The following is a 24,564-nucleotide window of genomic DNA, read 5'->3' as shown; positions in this document are numbered from 1 at the left end:
ATCATGGTATGCCCACAGCACACAGTATCTAGTCTAGCCACATCATGCGCCGGCATAGGCGGTCCGGAGGTGCAGCATGCGTGATCGCGATCTTCCGCTCTTCGCTTGGCAGCCTCCCTGCAAGCTGATCGCCTTCCCGATGGCCAATCGCGTCGGCAAGATCCGGGATGTTGCGAGAAAGCTCGCCGAGAAGACCACCGAGCGCCATGCCGGATACTACGCGAAGCAGGTCACCGACGGTCTGACCGCCCATTTCGATCGGCTGGGGATTCCGCCGCATGAACGAGATCAGCAGATCGATGCGTTCTGGACGAAGGTCGAGCAGGAGGTGCTTCGCCTGACCTATCAGAGCTCCGGCGCCGGCAGCCATGACCCGCGGGGTGCCGCATGACAGACAAGCACCTCGCCGCCCTCGGATGGGCAATCATCCATAATTCGACCCGGGAAGCCTTTAGACGGTCGACGGGGGAAGACATCGCCCCCGCCCTCGATCGATATCGGCAATGGCTGGAGCAGAATATCACCGGTCCGTGCAACGCTTGTGCAACGCAACCCCGAGACGAAGCGGAGGCCGCATGAACATTCACGCGCCAGCCGACTCCGATATCCTCACCGGCACCAAGGCTATTGCCCGCTTCCTCGGGATGTCTCCCAGACAGATCTCGTGGCATGACGAGCAAGGCAACCTTCCGACCTTCCGGATAGGCAGAACAGTGGCAGCCCGTAAGAGCACTCTCCTGCAGTGGGTACAGGATCAGGAGAAAGAACAGGCTAGACGAGGTGCGAAGAAAAGGGCTGACTAGGGTCTTCGGGGCAAGGGGCTTAATCCGATATGAAACTTCAGCTTGTTGCGGCTCTCATACTTTCCCTTCCGACCGTTGTTTCTGCACAGGAACAGAAGCGACGCATCCCAAGGTACCATTACTTCCACTGCACTGCCGTGCACCGGATTTTAGCGGAGGCCTACAGGCACGCAGGCAACAAGGTCTCAGAAGCAGCCCAGAGGGTGAAGGCAGACCGTCACTACCAGGAAGGCAAGAGAGACTTGATTGAAGTGGGTAAGGACCCTTCGGAAGCTGAAGGAAGGGTGCAGAAATTCGTCGATGACATCATTGGAAAGCTGCAGGCAGACCCTAAGCTAATCCGGGTTTATGTCTTTGGATGCCATGAGGACAAAAAGGCCTAACCGCCTGTATTTTCTGCCCTCTCCCCGGAGATCGTCCAGAATTCCGGACGAATTCCCATTGCTTAGGCCTGTAACATTGCCTAAAATGTAACATAGCTAAAGCGACGTTACACAAGGGGATACAGCAATGAAGGTTTTCGGCTACGTCAGAGTGTCGACGAGCGAGCAGGCAGCGAACGGCGACAGCTTGGAAACCCAGAAGGCCAAGATCACCGGCTACGCGATGATGCAGGGCTGGCAAGTCTCGGAGATCTTCGTCGAGGGCGGCGTCTCAGGCTCGGTTCCTCTTGCCGATCGGCCGCAGGGCAAGCGTCTCCTGGGCGTCGTCGAGAAGGGTGATATGGTCATCACTCCCAAGCTTGATCGCATGTTCCGTTCTGCCTCGGATGCCCTTGGTACGCTTGAGGAATTGAAGGCTCAGGGCGTCGGACTGGTTATGATCGACCTCGGCGGCGACGTCACCGGCAACGGTATCTCCAAGCTCGTCTTCACCATCCTCTCTGCCGTGGCCGAGAACGAGCGGGAGCGCATCCGCGAGCGTATCCGGGAAGTGAAAAGGCACCTTGCTGCACAGGGAATTTACGGCGGTGGCAAGGCGCCCTATGGGTACGACGTCATAGATGGCAGGCTCGTGAAAAACCCCCTCCAGCAGGCCTCTCTTCAGGAAATGAGGGACGCCAGGGCCAAGGGTGAGAGCTTCCGGAAGATCGGCGAAACCCACGGGCTGCAGGCGATGACGGTGAAGCGTATCCTTGACCGTACCATTGACCAGCAGTAGAATCAGAGCCTCGTGAAACGTATCTCTACGTGTTGATACGGGCCTATCCGTAGGGCCTATTCCCGCCATTGAAGTGCCGACGAAACCCAGTCATTTCTGGGTTTATGAGCACAAATCGAACCCAGATTGATAGCAACTCCACTCGCAATCGCTCTGCGATTTCAAACGGATCGTGGCTGCTAGAAGGCGTGGACAACCGGAGCGCACTTGGCCGTCGCTTCCGTGACCTGTGCATCAGCTTCGCCGAGGACCTGGGCGGGGCTGCTTCCCTCAATGAACCGCAGCGCGCACTGATCCGACAGGTGGCCGCCGTTACGGTCGAAAGCGAGAAACTGCAGGCCGCCATCGTGCGGGGTGAGTCCGTCGATCCCGAGAACCTTGTGCGGTTGAACAACCTGCAGGCACGGCTGGTGAAGCAACTCGACATCAAGCCCCGTGGGCAGAAACCGAAGCGCAGCCTTGCAGACATCATCGGCCAGGGGGCTGCCGCTTGAACATCCTCCAGGCGATTGATCACCCAGAGCTATTCGAGCCTTGGTTCCGCGGTAAGCGGGACAGTTTCGGCGCGTGGTTCGCATTCTTGGCAGCGCTCTTTGGTTTGGCGATGACCGATGAGCAGTTCGCCGTTTACAAGAATCACACAGGCCGGCAGGAGCGGCCCACGGGAGCGAATAGCGAGGCTTGGCTGGTGATTGGTCGTCGCGGCGGCAAGTCGTTCGTAGCCGCTCTCGTGGCCGTCTTCCTGGCGTGTTTCTTCGACTACCGGCCTTATCTGGCACCGGGTGAGCGCGGCACGATCATGGTCATCGCTGCGGACAAGAAACAGGCCCGGGTGATCCTTCGCTATATCGCCGCGATGCTGAATGGCATCGAAATGCTGAAGGAAATGAAGGCGCGTGAGACCGCCAACGGCTTCGATCTCGACAATGCGGTCAGCATCGAAGTCGGCACAGCTTCATTCCGGTCCAGCCGCGGCTACACCTATGTCGCCGTTCTGTGCGATGAGATCGCCTTTTGGCGAACCGACGATGCGGCCGAGCCCGATTTCGCGATCTTGGACGCTATCCGGCCTGGCATGGCGACAATCCCGAACGCGATGCTGTTGTGCATGTCGTCGCCCTACGCTCGAAAAGGGGCTCTCTGGGATGCCTTTCGTCGGTTCTATGGCAAGGACGGTACTCCGCTCGTCTGGAAGGCGACAACGCGGGAAATGAACCCCAGCATCCCTCAATCGCACATAGATCGTGCGCTCGAGCGTGATCATGCATCGGCAATGGCCGAATACATGGCCGAGTTCCGGTCGGACATCGAGGCATTCGTTACCCGCGAAGTCGTCGAGGCTTGTGTGTCGCCCGGTGTCCATGAGCGTCCGTTCGTCCGCGGCACGAAGTACAAGGCCTTTGTCGACCCCTCGGGCGGCTCAAACGACAGCTTTACGATGGCCATTGCCCACCGAGAGGACGGTCGGATCGTTCACGACCTGACCCGGGAACGCAAACCGCCTTTCTCTCCCGAGGCGACGATCGCCGAGTTCTGCAAGACCCTGAAGGATTACGGCATCACGGAAGTGCATGGCGACCGTTACGGCGGGGAGTTCCCGCGGGAGCATTTCCGCAAGCATGGGATCGGCTATCGCCTCAGCGATAAGCCCCGAACCGACCTGTACATCGAACTCCTGCCGAACCTGAATAGCGGCAAGGCCGATCTCCTCGACAGTCCGGCCCTCGTAAACCAGATCGTCGGCCTCGAGCGCCGCGTCTCCCGTGGCGGCAAGGAGTCAATCGACCACGCGCCGGGAGGGCATGACGACCTGGCCAACAGCGTGGCCGGCGCGGTCTGGCTTTGCGCCGAAGTGAATAAAGCTCCGACTGCCTTGTTCGGCACCTATGACGGTTCCGCCGGCACTCAACGAAACTTCTACCACTCAACCGCGAGGTAAACCGACATGGCAATACCGACCAACTTGGAAGAACTGCAGACCGCTCGGACCGCTGCCGGCGCCCGATACTCGGCTGCAATCGCCGAACTCCAGGATTCGCTGATCGAGCTCGCCGCTTACGACGTGGCGCTTATGAATCGCAATGTCTCAGGGAGACAACTCGGCCTTTATCAGACGTTTCACGGCATCGCCGACGACGTGCCTCTGTCGCTCCGTCATCCCCAGTTCGGCACCTACTATCCGGACTGGCGTGGCCAGGTGAAGTCATTGGCCGATCAGGTCATCAGCAACGTATCCGCCTAAAGGAGCACGCCCATGAATAGCCGCTACCATATGATCACCAGCCGATACCGCGACGAATGGCGCAAGGATGTCGGCATGAACCGCATCACCGCCTCGGTCGACGCGCCCATCATGGCCATCGAACGGCTCGAGACCAAGCTTGCCGATCTGCGGAAGTCCAACCGATTCTCTCCCGCCGGTTTGATGGAAGAGATGAAGGCGTTCGCCGGCAAAGATGCCGCACCAGTCATCCGCAAGGCCGGTCACGTCGTCGACGATTTCCGTCGAGGCTTTGACCAGTCCAAGGCCAATCTGAAGGTACCTAAACCCGACAAGTCGGATGTAGCCGGCGCAATCCTGCGGATGGATGTCCGTAACTGGTTGAAATCGCTCAATCGTGGCGAGCTTGCAGCCGTGCTTATGGCGAAAGACGCTCCGGAAGAGGTCCTTCTGGCCGCCTATGAAGTGCCGCCGGCAATGATCGGCGCCGACAAGAAGTTCATGGATGACGTCCAGGAAAAGCTTATCGAGATCCATCACGCGCCTGTGTTGAAGCAGATTGATGACGTCAGCGAGGCGGTCACGATCGCAAACAACGTGGTCCAGGTCACGCTGATGGACATGGCTAAGTGCCTGATGTTCGACCAGCGGGATAGAACCTTCCGGGACTGGTTCGATCACGTCTCCGTTGAAGTGGATCGCCAGGTTGAGGCCGAGCGACTGCAGAAGCAGCAGACGGGCGAATCATTCGCGCGATCCGCGGCGCTCAAGCCCTCGGATGAGGAACAGCGCAGATCGGCACTCAACGAGCGGCGCATTGAGGCCCTCAACACCAGGGCTTACGAATACCATTCGGATACCGGGGCGCTCGTTTACAACGACCCCGAGCTCAACGCAGCCTAAGCGAGGGGATCGGGCATGACCGAGGCGACACTGGGTTTCCGTATTGATAGCTCGCAGGCATCGTCTGCCGCTGCCGATCTGTCGAAGCTGTACGCTGCGGCCGAAAAGATGGAATCGGCCGCGGATAGCCTCACGTCGTCGGCTGGGGCTCTTGCCAATGCTCTCAAAAAGGTCGGCGACGAGACGAAGAAGGTGCCGCCGGCCGCCAAGCCCTTCGTGCAACAGGATGAGCACGTCCGCGCCTTCCGCGAGGAAGTCGAACGGCTGACGATGAAGTATCAGCCCTTGGCCGCCGCCGGTAAGCGATACGAGGCAACCGTAAGCGAGATCCAGCGTGCCCATCGGATGGGTGTCATCAGCGCGCAGCAGATGACGAACGCGCTCGATCGGGAACGGATGACGTATGAGCGGCTGAAAACGTCGGCCACGACGGCCGGCGCTGCCGTGAAGGCGGCGAATGCGTCCGCTCCTATGGGCGGCCAGAACTTCAACTCCGCCAACATAGCCGCACAGCTTCAAGACGTCGCAATCACGTCGGCAATGGGCATGTCGCCGCTCCAGATCGCTCTGCAGCAGGGCACGCAGATGGCCGCTGTCCTGGGCCCAATGGGAGCGACAGGCGTTGTCAGTGGGCTCGGGGCTGCTTTCGCATCGCTCATTAATCCGGTCTCCCTAGCCACGATGGCCTTTGTCGGCGCTGGCGCGGCTGCGCTCCAGTATTTCTCGACGGCCGAAAGCGGCGCCGACTCGATGGAAAAACTGCTGGATCAACAGGTGGACGCCATTGCGCGTGTCCGCGACCTCTGGGGCGAGGCAGCAGACCAGCGCAGCCGATACGGTCGCGACAGCACCGCTGGCGCATCGTTCAACCTGGAAAACAACATCACGGCGCTCTCCAAGCGGCTGCGCGAGGGCATCGATGACGGATCGATCGGCGCCGCCATTACCGCCGCGATCAACAGCAACCGCGATCTTGCTGGGCTCACGGCTCGTCAGTTCCGCGGCACGACGCTGTTCAAACAGTTGCAGGTCGATCTCGGGGATCTTCACAAGGAAGCTCTTCGCGGCTCGCCCGTTGTGCTTGAGCTCATCCAGAACCTGGAGGCATTCGGGCAAGCAACGAACAACAGCGGGCTCAAGGCTATGGCGGCCGAAGCGGTCGCAGCCTTGCAGCCCTTCAAGCAGTTGGCCGAAGCCATCCGCGAAGCGGAGATCGAGCGCCGCCGTCTGTTCGACGATCGCGGGCCCAACGGCATGCTTTTGTCGCAAGGCATGACCAACCGCGCCGACATGGGCAATCTCGCTCTGTACGAATCCCAAAAGCAGGCCGAAAAACGGATTGCCGAGAAAAGAGAGCGACAGGATTACCTGAACCGCCTTCTCGATCGCGGTTCTTCCGGTTCCTCCGATCTTTTCGGACCCGCCACCAAAGGCGCCAACGACCTTTCCGCGGCGATCACCAACGTGGAAGCGGCCTACTCGGGCACCATCGACGTGACGCAGAGCCTCGCTATTGCCCAGTTCAAGCAACTCTCTGCCATGGAGCAGTCGAGTGCCAAGCTTCGCGCCGCAAAAAGGGATCTGGCAGACATCAGCATGGCGCTGAAGGAAGCCGCGAATATCCCGCCGTTTGAAATCTTCGGCGACAGCGTGACCAGAAAGGCCGGGGCCGAAGCCATTGCGGAAGCCGCCACCAATATCGAAAAGCTCTTCGCCGCGATGAAGGATGGCGGCGCTACGGCGCAGACCGTGCATGAGGCAATCGAGATGATCCGCCAAAGCCTCAAGGCAATGGGCGGCGATGCTGCCTGGGTTGACCTTCTCATTGACAAGTTTGTCGCCGGACAGATGGAGGCACTGCGGCTTGCTGGTGTCATTCAACAGGCTTCCCGGTCGGATGGCGGGGCTTTCTACAGCGACGGCACGCCGGTCCCCGCCGCGGCAATTGCCCCAGCCTACCGGACGCGGAGCTATCTGGTCGATCAGTCCGACATGGACACGATGTACCAGACCCTCGGTTACCAGATCAGCGGTGCCCGTGCGGCTGGCGGCCCTGTAACCGCCGGCGGGACTTACTTGGTCGGGGAGGAAGGGCCGGAACTGCTTGCGATGGGCGGTTCCGGCCACGTCTCCAGTGCAGGGGCGACGGCGTCAATCCTGGCCGGTGGACGCGACTCGTTGTCTCTCATGGAGGGGCATCTCTTCGACATCGTGCAGGAGCTCAGGGTCCACTCCGATTATTTCGAGACTTTCGAGAGCGATAGCCTCGAGATGATCGCTTGTCTCAAGGCCTTGAAGTCGATCGGGAGCGGATCTTCGTCTTACAGTGCGGACTCGGCCTATTCGTCGTCGCGCGGCTCCTACAGCAGTGGTTCTTCCGGCTCGGGAGGCCAAAGCCATCTCGACCCGTACGCGGCCTACTATTTCAACGCGTTCAACGCGGCGCGCAACTTCGCCGGCACGGGCGGTGGACGATACGATCCGGTCGCCGACGCCATGCTGAACGGCAATACCAGCGCTTTGAATGGTGTCAGCCAGGGTCCGGGCTACATGGGCGGAACCTATCTGCAGCGGCTTCAGATCGGCGGCGCGGGCTATGCCCCGACCTTGCTCGATCGGATGAAGCGTCAGGTAGGCTTCGCCACCGGCGGCCAGATCATGCCGGGTGAAGACATGAAGGTCGAACTGTTCAAGAAGCGGGGCGAGCGGGTGATCATTGTCGACGACAGCAAGGTTTCCGACGACCGATCGGGTGACCAGCGGCCGGCCGAGTCCGAGCGGCCTATCAACCTCAGCGTTAACTTCAATGGCGGCGACATGGCAGACGCGCGTTCCCGCCAGGCCATGGCCGATGAATTCCGCCGTGCGGTTCAACAGGCAGTCAGGAGATAGGCATGTCCGAAGCTTTGGTCCGGTCAATCTGTGCCGAGTTCGAAATCGAGATCATCCCGGCGAACGAGTTTCCGAAGCCGGGACAGACTCGAGCCGTCGCGACGATGCGCCGAATCCTCGAGAAGCATGGCGATGGCCATTTGAGGCTCGTCGTCTCCACGCTGGCGGAGACCGAGGGAAATCAATGGCTTATCGAGGAATGCAGCCTTTGGATTTCCGACCTGATTCTGGTCTGTTCTGAGTGGATCGATGAAAACGCTTCGGCGTGGCTTGAACTATGGGACCGTCTTGAACTCGGTTCGATCATGCTCGCCGCGGACCATTTGAGGGGCACCACTCCGGTCAGGCATGCCCTGGCGGCCCTGATTTATTCCCGCCTCTCTTCGCTGGCCGGCTATGGCCTGTCGAACAAGGATTCCGGATACGGCCTGCGGCAGCGAGCCGGCGTCACGAACAGTCGCAACCGGCGCCTCGAGCTCGGCCGCCAACTGCTCAAGACCCGGGCCCGTCCTCGGCCTAGTCAGTGGAAGGGATATCTTCAGGAGGCGGGACTTTCGTATTTCCGCGCGGTCAATGCCATGCGCCTCGCCAGGGAGGCAGACCAGCAGGAGCGGTCGGCGGCGTGACTGTCGGCGCGAGAGAGTCAGTACTCGCCGCCAGGCTTAAAAAATACGTGTCCGCTGAGGTCAACCACTTTACCGTCTTCGGTCCGGTGCCAAACTAGCGTGGCGTTCATCGGCCACGCACATCCCTTTTGGAGAAACTGCGCAAGACGGGCACTTGGCACGTTCGGGCAGGGTGAAACGACTTTGAACCCCAAGGCTTGAAGGTCACGTTCTACAGCGGCCGCATCACTGCCGGCGGGAAACAGCCTCTGCAAGCGTTTTGTGAGCTCCGGTGAGAAGGACTGTTTTTTCCCCTTGGGAAGTCCACACCCGGGGGTCCACATGTCGCCTTCGTCGTCGGCCGTCAAACTGAGCAGTAGCGGAGGCAGGGGGCGATCGCACTCGCCGATCATCACCATGACCAAGCCGAGAAAGCCGACAAAGCCGACAAGGCAGACAACACAGGCAACGATTAGGCGAAGTGCAGCAGTGGAAATATTCATTCATTTGCCCCAAACGCACTACAACCAAGAGGTCGTAAGGTTCTCATAGTGCACGTTGCAGTCAAGAATTAGGGGATTCGCCTAAACGGGCTACTGAAGCCCCGTGCAGCCTTTTTTCGTCGTCTATGGCTCGATCGATCGCCTCGATGCTCATCTGAAATTCAATCACGCCCTTTGCAGTTGCCACGATCTCCCCTGGCTCCCTATTGCTGGCAACATCGCGTCGACGCTCGACCAATTCCTGACGCAATCTCAGCAGGTTATCGATGTGTTCCTTGCTTCTCGCCACGTCATCTCTCCCATCACATCTGACAACTGCATAGATTGGCACCTCGCGAGCAGCAGGCAACAAAAAAGGCCCCCGCCCGTCCTACTTAGGGGAGCGGTCATTCCTTGAGTTCTCCACATCATGTAACCGCTGCAGGAGATCTCTTATCTTCGCGGGCAGTTGTGGCTTGACTTTGAACACGGGAAGAGATCGGAGGAAATCGACGTTGCGAGCGGTGGCCATTGTCCGCCGGATACGCCTCGCCAAGTTTGTGTGGGGCTTCTTCATGTGGCCCGTCCAAAGAGACAAAACATCCAAGCTGAGTGAATGTTCCGGGCAGCAGATGCCGGCCGCTCAATTCAACGGGATAGACGCGATTTCCCGCCGTTCCTCATCATCCATCGGTAAATCGCTGAAACCTTCTCCAACCGCCCTCCAGAGCCGCTAGACGAGACTTTCCCTGGCCCTTTTGGTGCTATCCTTGAGACACGCTATCTCAGAGAGGACCAATGCATGTGGCTCGAATTGCACGACAGCAATGGACCGATATTCGTCAACATGGACACCGTTACGCACTTCCAGCGGATAGAGGGGCAGCGGCGCACCACTCTCGTCACCTGCGCGACTAAAAGCGGGATCTGCGTCACGCTCCAGGTTAACGAGTCGCCTGACGAGATCATGGGTATGATCGGCGAATATTGACGCAGGTTGACCCGAGCACTTGTGACCAAGGATTGCGGAGCTCGCTTCGGGGAACCTTTTGAGCACTGAGTCGTTATATCAGATCGCTCTACGCATACATGCCCTATGCGACCCCAAAAAGGAGCGAAGAGTCCAAGAGACGACTCCGGCGCCCGTCTAATCAGCGGGCGCTTTGCTTGGAGAGACAAACAAAAAAGGCCGGGAACGCTGGCCCCGACCTTCCGTCATCGCCTCACGCCGCTGCCAGTACATCCGTGGTCAACGACGCGAGGCGTATGAATGCCTCCAATGTAAGCACCGATCGAATTTTAATCAAATCGGAAATCAAGGCGTGACGCTCGGCATAGTCTCCGGCATCGATCCGGCATTGCCACGGCATAGTCATTTTCTGTTTGGAAACAGAGTCTTCCGAAAAGGTGGCGATCGGTCGCGCTGTAGAGGCTGCGATTGGCAAGCGCCAAGGACAGCGGACGGACATTGGACATCCGCAAAATATTGCGGAAGTGAAAGGCACGGAGACGCGCCAAGTCGCTGCTTCCAAAGCGGGCTTTGGCAACCCTGAAACTTACCGCCAAGCCAAGGCCGTCGTTGACGAAGGCATCCCCGAGCTTGTTGAGAAGATGTCCCGGAAATGTGTACGGAATTACGTACACTTTTCAGCCACTCCTACAGCGGAAAAACTCTCTGGCAAGGCTGTTCCGGTGTCTCTATGCCGGCGCGATGCGGGACGGCGGAAATAGGCCTCCTGCAAGGGGATTTCGCGCGGGAAACCACTTATCGAGGATGATCTTTCCGACCGTGCGCCTCATCACAGATCGCCTTTGCCTTTCAGACCCAGCCTCACCCCAGGGCCGCCGCTGGTCGTCTCGCCATCGGCCTGGAATATGACGCCGGCAGCTTCGAGCACGCCCCCTATTGCCTCCAGATTGTTCGTGACAGGGGTCGATCGGCCCGCCTCAAAGTTTCGCACAGTCGACAGCCCGACTTTTGCGCGTTTGGCCAATTCCTCCTGCGAGAGATTTACTAGGGCGCGTCCTGCCCGGCACTGATCAGGTGTAATCACGCGTTCCCTCCAAAACCAATTTCGCTCACCATAACGAAAATCGTTTGACATGAACAGTGGCAACGTATTACGTTATCCATAACGAAAAACGTTACTCGAAGGAGCGACATTATGTTGGAAGCGCTTGCCATCACTGTCTTGGCCTTCGCAGTCGCTTGGTTCCTGCAAGACATCTACCTGGCCTAAGCCGGCCGCCCACTAGTCCGCAACCCGACAATCCGGAGTATCTGAAATGCTTGATCGACCGATTCAGGCAGCCGCCGAAGGCTTGCCGATAAACCGCATCTCCTCAACCGACCTGCGCACGGTCGACGACCGCCTCGGCGCCATCGCCTGCCTGAACGATGCTCTGTTCCTGGCCGCCGCTGCGATCGACGAGCCCCGCCACTGCGACGCGCTGCAGGCTCTGTCGATGCAGATCAACAAGGACATCGCTTCGCTGCGCGACCGCGTCGAAGACCTGCTGGAGATGCTGAAATGAACGAGCTGATATCCGCGCCTATTCCGGCCGAGAACATCCTCTCCAGCAAGTTTCGCGTCCATCCGGTCCTGTCCGACGCGATGGAGCCAACGCTTAAAAGCAACCGCGACTATGTCTTGTTGGCGCCGGTCTCGAGCTACGTCGGTGAAGGTGTCTATGCGATCTTCGACGGGTTCGGGGTGCCTGAGCTGTTCCGCGTCGAGCCCGAGTTCGGCAAAGGCCTGCGTCTCTTCAGAGACAACAAGCGCTACGACAAGGATTACGTGCTGAGCATCGAGAAATTCGAGGAGGTTGTCGTCGCCTTCATGATCGCCGAGATCAAGGTGAAGGATGAACGCTTCCTCAGGGAGGCCAGCCATGCATGACCTTTCGACCGTCCAAGCCCTGATAGATGCCCACCAGGCCGCAATGGAGCGCTTCGACGCCAGTCCGGACGGAACCATACCGGACGACGTCGTAACCCAGATGGACACGACCGCAGCGGCCTTGTGCGCCTACCGGCCAGCAACGCTCGAGGGAGTGCACATCAAGGCCGGATACATGATTAGCTGCTTCGTCTTCGTTGGCGGAGAAGGTGGCGACGCGGAGTTTACCCGAGCGGATCTGATATCCGGCTTCCTGCCGGCGCCGACTGCCTGAACCCAAAGAAAACAGCCGACCCTAGCTCTCCCGCCCGTCCGATGGATTGGGCGGGCTCTTCATGTTGCATTCCATGTCGCATGGAGTCGCCGCAACAGGTTGGTAATCATTGGAAATCAACGCAAATTGTTGCAACCCGATGCAACATGAAAAGCCGCCCTATGTGAGCTTGCGACTTTCTTAAACCATTGAAAATACTGGATTATCTATGGTGATCCCGGCGCGATTCGAACGCGCGACCCCCAGATTAGGAATCTGGTGCTCTATCCTGCTGAGCTACGGGACCACTCGGTATAGACCCATACAAAAGCGAGGCCTTTTCGCCAAGTGTTTTTGCGTTCGAGGCTGGCGATTTGCCGCCGGAGACAGGGTTGCGCGTGGCGAGGGGCGATCGGCGATGCGAAATCATGGGGCTAGCGTCACCGACGGGGTGAATGCTAAGCAGGGGCCGGCGGCGATCGGAGGAGATGCCGCCCTTCCCGAAGCGACATCCATCTGAGACCTGATCCGCACATGTTTATCGGAATCGATTGGGGCGGCACCAAAATGGAAGTCATCGCGCTCGACCGCGATGGCGAGACGCGTGCGCGGCACCGTGTTGCAACCCCGACCAGCGGCTATGACGCGTGCATTCGCGCCGTGGTCGATCTCGTCGCCGCCGCCGAACAGACGGCGGGTCAGCGCGGGTCGATCGGCATCGGCATTCCCGGCAGCCCCAATCCGCGCAGCGGCATCGTCCGCAACTCCAACGCCGTTCTCATCAACGGCAAGCCGCTCGGACGCGACATCGAGGCGGCGCTCGGCCGAGAGGTGCGCCTTGCCAACGACGCCAATTGCCTGGCGGTCTCGGAAGCGGTCGACGGAGCCGGCAGGGATGCGCATGTCGTCTTCGGCATCATCGTCGGCACCGGCCATGGCGGCGGGCTGGCGATCGACAAGAAGGTGCATGCCGGCTACCAGGGCGTCGCCGCGGAGATTGGCCACTATCCGCTGCCGTGGATGCGGCAAGACGAATATCCCGGCCACAAATGCTGGTGCGGCAAGCTCGGCTGCCTCGACATGTATGCCTGCGGCACCGGGCTCGAGCTCGACTATCGTTTGACGACGGGCGTCGACCGCCGCGGCCGCGACATCATCGAGGCTAAACGTGCGGGCGATGCGGCCGCCACCGGCGTCTACAACCGCTTCGTCGACCGGCTCGCCCGCAGCCTCGCCTTGTTGACCAACATCGTCGATCCGGACGTCTTCGTGCTCGGCGGCGGCATGTCCAATGTCGACGAGATTTACGGCGAATTGCCCGATTTGATTACCCGATATCTGTTCGGCGATAGTTTCGAGACGCCGATACGCAAGGCGGTGCACGGCGACAGCTCCGGCGTGCGCGGCGCCGCATGGCTCTGGAAGGACTAGGGTACACACCAGGCTTCGGCCGACAGAGACACGGGAATTTTCAACCCGTATCTCGCGTCCCACTCATCCGAACCGAATAGGACAGCGGAGGCATCATGAATATCGACAACGATCTGCGCCGGATCGCGCAACAGGAAAAAGAGTTGCAGTTCGACCGCTTTGATCTCGACGCGGCCTGGACGCTCGGTTCGACGCTCCGCCGCATGGCGGCAGAGCGCAAGCTAGCCGTGGTCATCGACATCACGCTGTTTTCCATGCAGGTCTTCTATGCGGCGCTCGACGGCGCGACGCCGGACAATCCGAACTGGGTGCGGCGCAAGCGGAACACGGTTTTCCGCCTGTTCAGAAGCAGCTACGCCACCGGTCTCAGTCTTCTCAAGCAGCAGACGACCCTGCAGGCGAAGCTCGGGCTGCCAGATGCCGAGTTCGCCGCGCATGGCGGCAGCTTCCCGATCGTCGTGAAGGGAACCGGCTGCATCGGTGCCGTCACCGTATCCGGACTGCCGCAGCGCGACGACCATACTCTCGTCGTCGAAGCACTGTCCGAACTTCTCGGTGCGGATCACGACGCGCTGAGTCTCGAGAATTGATGGGCGGGCCGATGGAGATTTCATTGCAGGCGAGGGAGCTCGATCGTTGGCTCGGGGAAGCCGCCCTGCCGCTCTGGCGCGACAAGGGATTTGATGCGGCCGGCGGCGGTTTCGTCGAGACGATTGACATGGCCGGCGAACCGACGCGAGCCAATCGCCGCTCGCGCGTCCAGCCCCGGCAGGTCTATTGCTTCGCCGAGGCGGGGCGGCGCGGCTGGCGCGGCGACTGGCGCACCGTCGCCGAAGGCGGACTTGTCTATTTCGATCGCGTCTACCGGCAGCCGAGCGGCTTCTATGGTGCGCTTGCCAATGCGGACGGAGAAATCATCGATCCGTCCTTCGACCTTTACAACCAGGCCTTCGCGCTGCTTGCCTTCGCCTATCTGGCCGAGGTCCTTCCGGAGCGGAAGGCCGAGATGATCGCGCGCAGCGACGAGCTTCGGCACAAGCTGGAAGCCCATTGCAAGCATCCGGTCGCCGGCTTCGAGGAGGACAAGCCGCCGCGCCTGCCGCTTGGCTCCAACCCACACATGCACCTTTTCGAGGCCTGTCTCGCCAGCGAAACAGTCGAGGGATTCGACCGGGTCGCCTGGGCCAATCTCGCCGACGAGATCGCCCATCTGGCGATGGATTGCTTCATCGACGCCGAGACGGGCGTGCTGCGCGAATTCTTCGATCACGACTGGAGGCCATTTCCAGGTGAAAAGGGCCGCATCGTCGAGCCCGGTCATCAGTTCGAATGGGCATGGCTGCTCCTGCGCTGGGCCGAGCGGCGCGGCAAGGCGCAAGCCATCGTCAAGGCGCGGCGGCTTTTCGAAATCGGCGAAGCGCACGGCATCTGCCCGGAGCGCGATGTCGCGGTCATGACGCTCTTCGACGATCTGTCGGTCGCCGACTCGGTGGCCCGGCTCTGGCCACAGACCGAATGGCTGAAGGCGGCGATCCGCTTCGCCACGCTTTCGGAGGGCAGCGAGCGGCAACGCTATCTCGCTTCGGCTTCGCGCGCCGCGGCGGCGCTTCAGCGGTTCCTCGACACGCCGACCCGCGGTCTGTGGCGTGACAAGCAGAAGGCGGATGGAAGCTTCATCGACGAGCCTGCGCCGGCCAGCAGCTTCTATCACATTCTCTGCGCGATCTACGAACTCACGGATTGCCTGAAGCGGATGTGAGCTTGGGCTCCGTCGCTGCCAATGATGGCCCGTCGCGCTTGCGGCGGGCTTTTTTATTGCCGCTGTTCATTGTCTCTGGCCAAAATTGTGATCGGATCGTATGTTGACATAAAGATATCTTTATGTGACTTAATCGAGAAAATAATTGTCGTTTTCAGAACGGGAGATTTCCCATGTCCGCCGCGTCCCTCTTTGGAGATCTCTCCCCCAGGCCCGATGGCTCGGAAATTTTCCGCGCCCTGCGGCAGGCGGCCAGCGACCGCATCCTAATCATGGACGGAGCGATGGGCACCGAGATCCAGCAGCTCGGTTTCGCTGAAGGCCATTTCCGCGGCGAGCGCTTCGGTGGCTGCGCCTGCCATCAGCAGGGCAACAACGATCTCCTGACCCTGACGCAGCCGAAGGCGATCGAGGAGATCCACTACCGCTACGCGATCGCCGGCGCCGATATTCTCGAAACCAACACATTCTCCTCGACGCGGATCGCCCAGGCCGATTACGGCATGGAGGACGCGGTCTACGAGCTCAACCGCGACGGCGCGCGTCTGGCGCGGCGTGCGACGAAGCGCGCCGAAGCGGATGATGGCAGGCGGCGTTTCGTCGCCGGCGCGCTCGGGCCGACCAACCGCACCGCCTCGATCTCGCCCGACGTCAACAATCCCGGCTATCGTGCCGTCAGCTTCGACGATCTCAGGATTGCCTATGCCGAGCAGCTCCGCGGCCTGATCGACGGCGGCGCCGACATCATCCTGATCGAGACGATCTTCGACACGCTGAACGCCAAGGCAGCGATCTTCGCGACCCAGGAAGTTTTCGCCGAAAAGGGCATCCGCCTGCCGGTGATGATCTCCGGCACGATCACCGACCTTTCCGGCCGGACCCTCTCCGGCCAGACGCCGACCGCCTTCTGGTATTCGGTGCGCCATGCGGCGCCCTTCACCATCGGACTCAACTGCGCGCTCGGCGCCAATGCGATGCGCGCCCATATCGACGAGCTTTCGAGCGTCGCCGACACCCTCGTCTGCGCCTATCCGAATGCCGGCCTGCCGAACGAGTTCGGTCGCTACGATGAAAGCCCGGAGGCGATGGCGGCGCAGGTCGAGGCATTTGCCCGCGATGGCCTCGTCAACATCGTCGGCGGCTGCTGCGGCTCGACGCCGGCCCATATCCGCGCCCTCGCCGAGGCCGTCCAAAAATATCCGCCGCGCCAGATACCGGAGATCGAACGGCGCATGCGGCTCTCCGGCCTCGAACCCTTCACGCTCACCGACGAAATTCCCTTCGTCAATATCGGCGAACGCACCAATGTCACCGGCTCGGCGAAGTTCCGCAAGCTGATCACCGCCGGCGACTATGCCGCGGCCCTCGACGTGGCGCGCGACCAGGTGGCGAACGGTGCGCAGATCATCGACATCAACATGGACGAGGGGCTGATCGACTCGACCCGCGCCATGGTCGAGTTCCTGAACCTCGTCGCGTCCGAGCCGGACATCGCCCGGGTGCCGGTGATGATCGATTCTTCCAAATGGGACGTGATCGAGGCCGGCCTAAAATGCGTCCAGGGCAAGGCGCTGGTGAACTCGATTTCGCTGAAGGAAGGCGAGGAGGCGTTTCTGCATCACGCGCGGCTGGTGCGCGCCTACGGCGCGGCCGTCGTGGTCATGGCCTTCGACGAGAAGGGGCAGGCCGACAGCAAGGTGCGCAAGGTCGCGATCTGCCGGCGCGCCTATCGGCTGCTGACCGAAGAGCTCGGCTTCCCGCCGGAAGACATCATCTTCGATCCCAATATCTTCGCGGTCGCCACCGGCATCGAAGAGCACAACAATTACGGCGTCGATTTTATCGAGGCGGCGCATGAAATCATCGCAACGATGCCGCATGTCCATATCTCCGGCGGCGTGTCGAACCTTTCCTTCTCCTTCCGCGGCAACGAGCCGGTGCGCGAGGCGATGCACGCCGTTTTCCTCTACCATGCCATCCAGGCGGGCATGGACATGGGCATCGTCAATGCCGGCCAGTTGGCCGTCTACGACGCGATCAATCCGGAGCTGCGCGAGGCCTGCGAGGATGTGGTACTCAACCGCCGTGAGGATGGGACCGAGCGCCTGCTGGAGATCGCCGAGCGTTACCGCGGCCAGGGCGGCTCGCAGGGCAAAGAGAAGGACCTAACCTGGCGCGAGTGGCCGGTCGCGAAGCGCCTCGAGCACGCGCTCGTCAACGGCATCACCGAGTTCATCGCGGCGGATACGGAAGAGGCGCGGCTTGCCGCCGAGCGCCCGCTGCACGTCATCGAAGGACCGCTGATGGCCGGCATGAACGTGGTCGGCGACCTCTTCGGCGCTGGCAAGATGTTCCTGCCGCAGGTGGTCAAGTCGGCGCGCGTGATGAAGCAGGCGGTGGCTGTGCTGCTGCCCCATATGGAGGCGGAAAAGCTTGCCAATGGCGGCGCGGGGACCCGCGAGAGTGCCGGCAAGATCCTGATGGCAACCGTGAAGGGCGACGTGCACGATATCGGCAAGAACATCGTCGGCGTCGTCCTCGCCTGCAACAATTACGATATCATCGATCTCGGCGTCATGGTGCCTTCGGCGAAGATCCTCGACGTGGCGAAGCAAGAGAAGGTTGACGCCATCGGGCTTTCAGGGCTCATTACCCCTTCGCTCGACGAGATGGTGTATGTCGCCTCCGAACTGGAGCGGGAAGGTTTTGACATTCCGCTGCTGATCGGTGGAGCGACGACCAGCCGCGTGCATACGGCGGTCAAGATCAATCCGCGCTACAGCCTCGGCCAGACCGTCTATGTCACCGATGCCAGCCGTGCTGTCGGCGTCGTGTCGAGCCTGCTCTCACCGGCGGCGAGGGACGGCTACAAGGCGATGGTCCGCGCCGAATATCTGAAGGTCGCCGATACGCATGCGCGGAACGAGGCCGAGAAGCGCCGCCTGCCGCTGTCGCAGGCCCGCGCCAATGCACAGAAACTCGACTGGGAAGCTTATCAGCCGAAGACGCCCTCGTTCCTCGGCACCCGTGTCTTCGAAAGCTGGGACCTGGCGGAGCTTGCCCGCTATATCGACTGGACGCCATTCTTCCAGACCTGGGAGCTGAAGGGCGTCTATCCGCGCATTCTCGACGATGAGCATCAGGGGTCGGCGGCACGGCAGCTCTTTGCCGATGCGCAGGTGATGCTCGAGAAGATCATTGCGGAGAAATGGTTCGCGCCGAAGGCGGTCGTCGGCTTCTGGCCGGCAGGCGCGGCCGGCGACGATATCCGCCTCTTCACCGACGAGCAACGCCAGCGGGAGCTTGCGACCTTCTTCACCCTCCGACAGCAACTGACGAAGCGCGACGGGCGTCCGAACGTCGCGCTGGCCGATTTCGTCGCTCCCGTCGACAGCGGCAGGCCGGACTATCTCGGCGGCTTCGTGGTGACCGCCGGGATCGAGGAAGTGGCGATCGCCGAGCGGTTCGAGCGCGCCAATGACGATTATTCCTCGATCATGGTCAAGGCGCTTGCCGACCGCTTCGCCGAGGCGTTTGCCGAACGCATGCACGAACATGTCCGCAAGGAGCTCTGGGGCTACGGATCGGAAGAATCCTTCACGCCTCAGGAGCTGATCGCCGAGCCTTACGCGGGCATTCGTCCCGCGCCGGGCTATCCGGCACAACCGGACCATACCGAGAAGGAAACGCTCTTCCGGCTGCTCGACGCGGAGGCGGCGATCGGTGTCAGCCTGACGGAGAACTACGCGATGTGGCCGGGTTCCTCCGTCTCCGGCCTCTATGTCGGCCATCCGGACGCCTACTATTTCGGCGTTGCCAAGATCGAGCGCGACCAGGTCGAGGATTATGCGACACGCAAGCGCAAGAGCGTTCGCGAGGTCGAGCGCTGGCTCTCGCCGATCCTCAACTATGTGCCGATGCCAGAAACGGAGGCAGCGGAATAGTCTAGGGACGGTTTGCCGCGAGGATCATCGCGGCCGCCTTTTCGGCGATCATGATGGTCGGCGAATTGGTGTTGCCGGAGGTGATCGTCGGCATGATCGAGGCGTCTGCGATGCGCAGGCCCTCCAGTCCGCGTAGCCGAAGTTCCGGGTCGACGACGCTCTCCGGGTCCGCACCCATGCGGCAGGTGCCGACGGGATGGAAGATCGTCGTGCCGATGTCGCCGGCGGCCCGCTTCAGCTCCTCGTCCGTCTCGTAGCTCGGCCCTGGCTTGAACTCGACCGGTTTGTAGCGCGCGAAAGAGGGCTGCGAGACGATGCGACGGGTAAGCCGGATCGCCTTCACCGCCACGTCGCGGTCGGCTTCGGCGGTGAAATAGCGCGGGCGGATGTCGGGTGCGGCGGCGAAATCCGGGCCCTTCAGATGTACGGAGCCGCGGCTCTCCGGCCTCAGATTGCAGACGCTGGCGGTGATCGCCGGGAAGGAATGCACCGGTTCGCCGAATTTTTCGAGGGTCACCGGCTGGACGTGATACTGCAGGTCCGGCGTGTCCTTCTCGGGACCCGAGCGGGTGAAGATGCCGAGCTGGCTCGGCGCCATCGCCATCGGCCCGGAGCGGCGGACGAGATATTCGAGGCCGATCGCCGCCTTGCCGATGAGTGAGCTCGCCTTCTCGTTCAGCGTCGGAACGCCCGTGACCTTGTAGGCAAGGCGCAGTTGCAGATGATCCTGCAGGTTCTCGCCGACGCCAGGCAGTTCGTGACGGACGTCGATGCCGTGGGCCTGCAGAATTTCCGGACGGCCGATGCCGGAGAGTTCCAGGATATGCGGCGAGCCGATCGCCCCGGCCGAAAGCACCGTCTCGCGCCGAGCGCGTACGCTTTTTGTCACGCCGTCATGCTGGAACTCGACCCCGGCAACGCGTCCCTTTTCGAGGATCAGCTTGCGGACATGCGCCTTGGTCAAGATCGTCAGGTTGCGCCGCTGCCTTGCGGGCTTCAGGAAGGCCTTGGCGGTGTTCCAGCGGATGCCGGAGCGCTGATTGACGTCGAAATAGCCGGAGCCTTCGTTGGTGCCGCGGTTGAAATCGTCGGTTTCGGGGATGCCCGCCTCGCCGGCTGCCTTCTGGAAGGCATCGAGCACCGCCCAGCGGACGCGCGCCTTCTCGACCCGCCATTCGCCGCCCGCGCCGTGCATATCGTTCGCGCCGCGATAGTGGTCCTCGGATTTCTTGAAAAAGGGCAGCACGTCGTTCCAGCTCCAGCCGGTGCAGCCAAGCTGACGCCAGAGGTCGTAGTCGCGCGCCTGGCCGCGCATGTAGATCATGCCGTTGATCGAGGAGCAGCCGCCGAGCACCTTGCCGCGCGGATAGCCAAGCGACCGGCCGTTGAGGCCCTCTTCAGCGGCTGTGGTGAAACACCAGTCGGTGCGCGGATTGTTGATGCAATAGAGATAGCCGACCGGAATGTGGATCCAGTGATAATTGTCGCTGCCGCCGGCCTCGAGCAGCAGCACGCGATGGGCCGGATTTTCCGACAGACGGTTGGCGAGGACGCAGCCGGCGCTCCCCGCTCCGACGACGATGTAGTCGAACGTTTCCATGAGCTTTCTCTTGTTCGGATCCTATGGACCCAGGGTCAGTGCTTGTGCCGGTGCTCGAAGCCGAGCCTGCGGCCGAGCCGCGAGTTGTAGAACTCGCCGACGATGCCGCGGCGGAACAGAAGCACGCAGACCATGAAGACGACGCCGGTAATGATCGTCACCGGAAATTCCGAGGTCGCCAGATAATTCTGCAGCGTCACGACGAGTGCGGCGCCGAAGAGCGGTCCGATCAGCGTTCCGATGCCGCCGAGCAACGTCATCAGGATGACCTCGCCGGACATCTGCCAGCCGACGTCGGTCAGCGTCGCGAACTGGAAGACCAGCGCCTTCAAGCCTCCGGCAAGGCCGGTCAATGCCGCCGACATGACGAAGGCGCCGAGCTTGTAGTTCCTGACCGAATAGCCGAGCGAGATCGCCCGCGTTTCGTTTTCCCGGATCGACTTCAGGATCATGCCGAACGGCGAATTGATGATCCGCCAGATGATGGCAATGCCGATCACAAAAACGGCGAGCACGAAGTAATACATGTTCGAGGACTGCGAGAGGTCGATGAAGCCGAACAGATGGCCGCGTGGCACCGACTGGATGCCGTCCTCGCCATGCGTGAACTCGGCCTGAAGGCAGAAGAAATAGAACATCTGCGCCAGCGCCAGCGTGATCATCGCAAAATAGATGCCCTGGCGGCGAATGGCGAAGAAGCCGATGACCACGCCGAGGAGGGCGGCGCCGACAACGCCGGCAAGGATGCCGAGTTCGGGCGGGAAGCCCCATTCCTTGACCGCATGGGCGGTGAAATAGGCCGCCCCGCCGAAGAAGGCGGCATGGCCGAAGGAGAGTAGCCCCGTATAGCCGAGCAGCAGATTGAAGGCGCAGGCGAAGAGCGCAAAACACAGAATCTTCATCAGGAAGACGGGGTAGAAGAACAGGGGGGCAAGCAGGAGAAGCGCGAGACCCACGCCGAGAAACACCGTCTGGACGACGATCGGTGTGCGTTCCTTCTGCTTTTCAAGTTCGAGTGTCAGCGTCATATCAAGCATCCCGGCCGAAGAGGCCCGCGGGTCTCAGCAGGAGAACGATGGCCATGATCACGAAGATCACGATGTTGGAGGCCTCCGGATAGAAGACCTTGGTCAGGCCCTCGGCGACGCCGAGCAGGTAACCGGTGACGATCGCCCCCATGATCGAGCCCATGCCGCCGACCACCACCACGGCGAAGACGACGATGATGATGTTAGATCCCATCAGCGGCGACACCTGGTAGATCGGAGCGGCGAGCACGCCGGCGAGTGCGGCGAGCGCCGCGCCGAGGCCATAGGTCAACGTCAGCAGGAACGGCACGTTGATGCCGAAGGATTGCACGAGTACCGGGTTTTCCGTGGCGGCGCGCAGATAGGAGCCGAGCTTGGTTTTCTCGATGACGAGCCAGGTCCCGATGCAGACGAATAGCGAAAAGGCGATCGCCCAGCCGCGATAGATGGGTAGGAACATGAAGCCGAGATTAGCGCCGCCGGCCAGCAGAGCCGGCGTCGCATAGGGCTGTCCCGAAGCGCCGTAGAGGTAGCGGAACGTCCCCTCGACCGTCAGCGCCAGGCCGAAGGTGAAGAGCAGACCATACAGCGGGTCGAGCGAATAGAGGCGCTTCAGCATGGTGCGCTCGATGATGGCGCCGATGAGGCCGACGAGGAGCGGTGCGAGGATCAGCGCCGGCCAGTAGCCGATGCCGAGATGCGCGAGCAGCAACCAGGCGATGAAGGCGCCGAGCATGTATTGCGCGCCGTGGGCGAAGTTGATGACGCGCAACAGGCCGAAGATGATGGCAAGTCCGAGGCTCAGGAGCGCATAGAAGGAGCCGTTGATGAGGCCGATCAAGAGCTGTCCGAGAAGGGCCTGGAGCGGAATTCCGAAGATCGTCGTCATGACTTACACCCCGAGCACGTCATGCAGCATGTCCATGCGCTCGGAAAGCTCCGAGACCGGAAACTCGCCTGCGACCCGGCCATGGTCCATGAGATAGAAGCGGTCGGCGACCTTGCTGGCGAAACGGAAGTTCTGCTCGACCAGGAGTACGGTCATGCCGCGCTCCTTCAGTTTCTTCAGCACCTCGCCAATGCGCTGGACGATGACCGGGGCGAGCCCTTCGGTCGGCTCGTCGAGCAGCATCATCCGGGCACCGGTGCGCAGGATCCGGGCGATCGCCAGCATCTGCTGCTCGCCGCCGGAGAGCTTGGTGCCTTGGCTGTTGCGACGTTCGTGGAGATTGGGAAAGAGCTCGAAAATCTCGTCGATCGTCATGCCGCCCTGAGCGACCGCCGGCGGCAGTAAGAGGTTCTCATAGACGGAGAGCGTCGAGAAGATGCCGCGCTCCTCGGGAACGAAGCCGAGGCCGCGGTGGGCGACGCGATGGAGCGGCACGCGGATCAAATCCTCGCCGGCGAAGGTGATCTCGCCTTTGCGCTCGCGCACGATGCCCATGATCGCCCTGAGCGTCGTCGTCTTGCCGACGCCGTTGCGGCCGAGCAGCGTCACCATCTCGCCCTCGCCGACAGTCATGTCGACGCCGTGCAGGATGTGGCTCTCGCCGTACCAGGCGTTGAGGCCGGAGACTTTCAGCAACGGTTTCATCTCAGGTTTCCTCCGTGCCCATATAGGCGGTGCGCACCCGCGGATCCTCGGAGACAGTCGCGTAGTCGCCCTCTGCAAGGATCTCGCCGCGCTGAAGCACGGTGACGTGATGGCAGAGCGTGGCGACGACGGAGAGATTGTGCTCGACCATCAGCACGGCGCGCTCGCTCGCCACCTCGCGGATGATCTCGGCCACCATGCCGACATCCTCGTGGCCCATGCCGGCCATCGGTTCGTCGAGCAGCAGGACCTTCGGGTCGAGCGCCAGGGTGGTGGCGATCTCGAGGACGCGCTTGCGGCCGTAGGAGAGGTCGGCAGCGACGGCGTTGCGTTCCTTGTCGAGGCCCACGGAGCGGATCAGTTGTTCGGCCTTGCCGTTCAGGGCATCCAGCGCCGAGAGCGGTTTCCAGAACTGGATCGCCAGGCCGTTCGGCCGCTGCAGCGCGACGCGGACATTGTCGATGACGGTAAGGTGCGGGAACACCGCCGAGATCTGGAAAGAGCGCACCAAGCCCATGCGGGCCACCTTGTCGGGTGCAGTGCTGGTGATGTCCTCGCCGAGCAGCGTGATCGTCCCGCGGGTCGGCTGCAGGAACTTGGTCAACAGGTTGAAGACAGTGGTCTTGCCGGCCCCGTTCGGGCCGATCAGCGCATGCACGCGGGCATGATGGACATCGAGGTCGACGTCCTTGACGGCGGTGAAGCCGCCGAAGTCGCGGCGGAGTCCGCGGGCGGACAAAACCACCCGCGGCGCTCCATTCTCCAAAGGCGCGGCGACGCTCATCGCTTGTCGCCGGTCAGGATTTCACGAGGTCGCAGCCGCTCTGGGCCGGATCGATGAAGGCCTCCTTGCGGGGAATGGTCGCAAGAACCTTGAAGTAATCCCATGGCTCCTTGCTCTCTTCCGGCTTCTTCACCTCGAGCAGATACATGTCATGGATCATGCGGCCATTCGCTGCCACCGTGCCGTTTTCAGCGAAGACGTCGT

Annotated in this window: 26 protein-coding genes and 1 tRNA gene (1 of these 27 cut by a window edge); 17 read left to right on the top strand and 10 right to left on the bottom strand. The window is 61.4% G+C overall.

The features are described 5' to 3' along the window. The first annotated feature begins 76 nt into the window (after nucleotides 1-76). From USDA257_RS26745 to USDA257_RS26700, 9 genes are all read left to right on the top strand, one after another. Complete coding sequence (locus USDA257_RS26745) at nucleotides 77-391, top strand: DUF6074 family protein (protein WP_014766108.1); 315 nt, start codon at nucleotides 77-79, stop codon at nucleotides 389-391. A gap of 441 nt (nucleotides 392-832) precedes the next feature. After that, the gene (locus USDA257_RS26735; RefSeq protein WP_041414702.1) at nucleotides 833-1,186 is read left to right on the top strand and encodes a hypothetical protein; all 354 of its coding nucleotides are present in this window, start codon (nucleotides 833-835) and stop codon (nucleotides 1,184-1,186) included. A 127-nt stretch (nucleotides 1,187-1,313) separates the two neighbouring features. Continuing rightward, nucleotides 1,314-1,964, top strand: a complete 651-nt coding sequence (locus USDA257_RS26730) for a recombinase family protein (protein WP_014766106.1) — start codon at nucleotides 1,314-1,316, stop codon at nucleotides 1,962-1,964. A 188-nt stretch (nucleotides 1,965-2,152) separates the two neighbouring features. Beyond that, nucleotides 2,153-2,458, top strand: coding sequence for a hypothetical protein (locus USDA257_RS26725; protein WP_223843380.1), 306 nt, complete (start codon nucleotides 2,153-2,155; stop codon nucleotides 2,456-2,458). A gap of 194 nt (nucleotides 2,459-2,652) precedes the next feature. After that, a complete protein-coding gene (locus USDA257_RS26720) occupies nucleotides 2,653-3,903 on the top strand; it encodes a hypothetical protein (protein ID WP_223843379.1) in 1,251 nt (416 codons plus the stop codon). Nucleotides 3,904-3,909: 6 nt separating this feature from the next. Continuing rightward, complete coding sequence (locus USDA257_RS26715) at nucleotides 3,910-4,206, top strand: hypothetical protein (RefSeq protein WP_014766103.1); 297 nt, start codon at nucleotides 3,910-3,912, stop codon at nucleotides 4,204-4,206. Nucleotides 4,207-4,218: 12 nt separating this feature from the next. After that, complete coding sequence (locus USDA257_RS26710) at nucleotides 4,219-5,088, top strand: hypothetical protein (protein WP_014766102.1); 870 nt, start codon at nucleotides 4,219-4,221, stop codon at nucleotides 5,086-5,088. 15 nt (nucleotides 5,089-5,103) lie between these two features. Next, nucleotides 5,104-7,980, top strand: a complete 2,877-nt coding sequence (locus tag USDA257_RS38100; RefSeq protein ID WP_014766101.1) for a phage tail length tape measure family protein — start codon at nucleotides 5,104-5,106, stop codon at nucleotides 7,978-7,980. A gap of 2 nt (nucleotides 7,981-7,982) precedes the next feature. Continuing rightward, complete coding sequence (locus USDA257_RS26700) at nucleotides 7,983-8,606, top strand: hypothetical protein (protein WP_014766100.1); 624 nt, start codon at nucleotides 7,983-7,985, stop codon at nucleotides 8,604-8,606. 17 nt (nucleotides 8,607-8,623) lie between these two features. Here USDA257_RS26700 and USDA257_RS26695 read toward each other — a convergent pair whose 3' ends face one another. Beyond that, nucleotides 8,624-9,088: a hypothetical protein gene (locus USDA257_RS26695; protein WP_041414701.1), complete on the bottom strand. Its 465-nt coding sequence runs from the start codon at nucleotides 9,086-9,088 to the stop codon at nucleotides 8,624-8,626. A 61-nt stretch (nucleotides 9,089-9,149) separates the two neighbouring features. Continuing rightward, the gene (locus USDA257_RS26690; RefSeq protein WP_014766099.1) at nucleotides 9,150-9,377 is read right to left on the bottom strand and encodes a hypothetical protein; all 228 of its coding nucleotides are present in this window, start codon (nucleotides 9,375-9,377) and stop codon (nucleotides 9,150-9,152) included. A gap of 492 nt (nucleotides 9,378-9,869) precedes the next feature. Here USDA257_RS26690 and USDA257_RS26685 point away from each other — a divergent pair, with 492 nt between their 5' ends. Beyond that, the gene (locus USDA257_RS26685) at nucleotides 9,870-10,058 is read left to right on the top strand and encodes a hypothetical protein (RefSeq protein WP_014766098.1); all 189 of its coding nucleotides are present in this window, start codon (nucleotides 9,870-9,872) and stop codon (nucleotides 10,056-10,058) included. Between the two features lie 808 nt (nucleotides 10,059-10,866). Here the strand turns inward: USDA257_RS26685 and USDA257_RS26680 are convergent. Beyond that, complete coding sequence (locus USDA257_RS26680; RefSeq protein WP_048657436.1) at nucleotides 10,867-11,172, bottom strand: helix-turn-helix domain-containing protein; 306 nt, start codon at nucleotides 11,170-11,172, stop codon at nucleotides 10,867-10,869. 181 nt (nucleotides 11,173-11,353) lie between these two features. Here USDA257_RS26680 and USDA257_RS26675 point away from each other — a divergent pair, with 181 nt between their 5' ends. From USDA257_RS26675 to USDA257_RS26665, 3 genes are read left to right on the top strand one after another with little or no spacing between them, the layout of a single operon-like run. Beyond that, nucleotides 11,354-11,602 carry a hypothetical protein gene (locus USDA257_RS26675; protein ID WP_014766095.1) on the top strand — a complete coding sequence of 83 codons (249 nt, stop codon included), beginning with the start codon at nucleotides 11,354-11,356 and terminating at the stop codon, nucleotides 11,600-11,602. Further along, nucleotides 11,599-11,967 (top strand): hypothetical protein, encoded by a 369-nt coding sequence (locus USDA257_RS26670; RefSeq protein ID WP_014766094.1) that lies wholly within the window; start codon nucleotides 11,599-11,601, stop codon nucleotides 11,965-11,967. Before USDA257_RS26675 ends, USDA257_RS26670 begins: the two co-directional genes overlap by 4 nt. Further along, nucleotides 11,960-12,241, top strand: coding sequence for a hypothetical protein (locus tag USDA257_RS26665; protein ID WP_041414700.1), 282 nt, complete (start codon nucleotides 11,960-11,962; stop codon nucleotides 12,239-12,241). Before USDA257_RS26670 ends, USDA257_RS26665 begins: the two co-directional genes overlap by 8 nt. 209 nt (nucleotides 12,242-12,450) lie before the next feature. Here the strand turns inward: USDA257_RS26665 and USDA257_RS26660 are convergent. Further along, nucleotides 12,451-12,527 (bottom strand) — tRNA-Arg (locus USDA257_RS26660). Nucleotides 12,528-12,754: 227 nt separating this feature from the next. Between USDA257_RS26660 and USDA257_RS26655 the strand changes: the two genes are divergently transcribed. The 4 genes from USDA257_RS26655 to metH all read left to right on the top strand — a co-directional run bounded on the left by USDA257_RS26655 (nucleotide 12,755) and on the right by metH (nucleotide 19,354). Next, nucleotides 12,755-13,651, top strand: coding sequence for an ROK family protein (locus tag USDA257_RS26655; protein ID WP_014766093.1), 897 nt, complete (start codon nucleotides 12,755-12,757; stop codon nucleotides 13,649-13,651). A 95-nt stretch (nucleotides 13,652-13,746) separates the two neighbouring features. After that, entirely contained in the window at nucleotides 13,747-14,241 is a 495-nt protein-coding gene (locus USDA257_RS26650) for a heme-degrading domain-containing protein (protein ID WP_014766092.1), read from the top strand. 11 nt (nucleotides 14,242-14,252) lie between these two features. Beyond that, a complete protein-coding gene (gene pmi, locus USDA257_RS26645; RefSeq protein WP_041415639.1) occupies nucleotides 14,253-15,410 on the top strand; it encodes a mannose-6-phosphate isomerase Pmi in 1,158 nt (385 codons plus the stop codon). Nucleotides 15,411-15,583: 173 nt separating this feature from the next. Then, nucleotides 15,584-19,354, top strand: a complete 3,771-nt coding sequence (gene metH / locus USDA257_RS26640; RefSeq protein WP_014766090.1) for a methionine synthase — start codon at nucleotides 15,584-15,586, stop codon at nucleotides 19,352-19,354. 1 nt (nucleotide 19,355) lies between these two features. Here the strand turns inward: metH and USDA257_RS26635 are convergent, their stop codons facing one another. The 6 genes in view from USDA257_RS26635 to USDA257_RS26610 are tightly spaced (at most 35 nt apart) and all read right to left on the bottom strand, a layout consistent with a single transcriptional unit that may run on beyond the window. Further along, nucleotides 19,356-20,954 (bottom strand): GMC family oxidoreductase, encoded by a 1,599-nt coding sequence (locus USDA257_RS26635; protein ID WP_014766089.1) that lies wholly within the window; start codon nucleotides 20,952-20,954, stop codon nucleotides 19,356-19,358. A 35-nt stretch (nucleotides 20,955-20,989) separates the two neighbouring features. Then, nucleotides 20,990-21,991 (bottom strand): branched-chain amino acid ABC transporter permease, encoded by a 1,002-nt coding sequence (locus tag USDA257_RS26630; protein ID WP_041414698.1) that lies wholly within the window; start codon nucleotides 21,989-21,991, stop codon nucleotides 20,990-20,992. Continuing rightward, nucleotides 21,984-22,871, bottom strand: coding sequence for a branched-chain amino acid ABC transporter permease (locus USDA257_RS26625; protein WP_014766087.1), 888 nt, complete (start codon nucleotides 22,869-22,871; stop codon nucleotides 21,984-21,986). Before USDA257_RS26625 ends, USDA257_RS26630 begins: the two co-directional genes overlap by 8 nt. Nucleotides 22,872-22,874: 3 nt before the next feature. After that, entirely contained in the window at nucleotides 22,875-23,576 is a 702-nt protein-coding gene (locus USDA257_RS26620; RefSeq protein WP_014766086.1) for an ABC transporter ATP-binding protein, read from the bottom strand. 1 nt (nucleotide 23,577) lies between these two features. Continuing rightward, nucleotides 23,578-24,360, bottom strand: coding sequence for an ABC transporter ATP-binding protein (locus tag USDA257_RS26615; protein ID WP_014766085.1), 783 nt, complete (start codon nucleotides 24,358-24,360; stop codon nucleotides 23,578-23,580). 13 nt (nucleotides 24,361-24,373) lie between these two features. After that, nucleotides 24,374-24,564, bottom strand: the end of a protein-coding gene (locus USDA257_RS26610; protein ID WP_041414696.1) for an ABC transporter substrate-binding protein. Its footprint extends 1,015 nt past the window's final position; 191 of the gene's 1,206 nt are visible here — the last part of the coding sequence; its start codon lies off the right edge, out of view; it ends in the stop codon at nucleotides 24,374-24,376.

It is taken from the genome of Sinorhizobium fredii USDA 257 (assembly GCF_000265205.3).
In the GTDB taxonomy this organism is placed as follows: Bacteria; Pseudomonadota; Alphaproteobacteria; order Rhizobiales; family Rhizobiaceae; genus Sinorhizobium; species Sinorhizobium fredii_B.
This window is presented reverse-complemented; position numbering and strand designations above follow the sequence as displayed.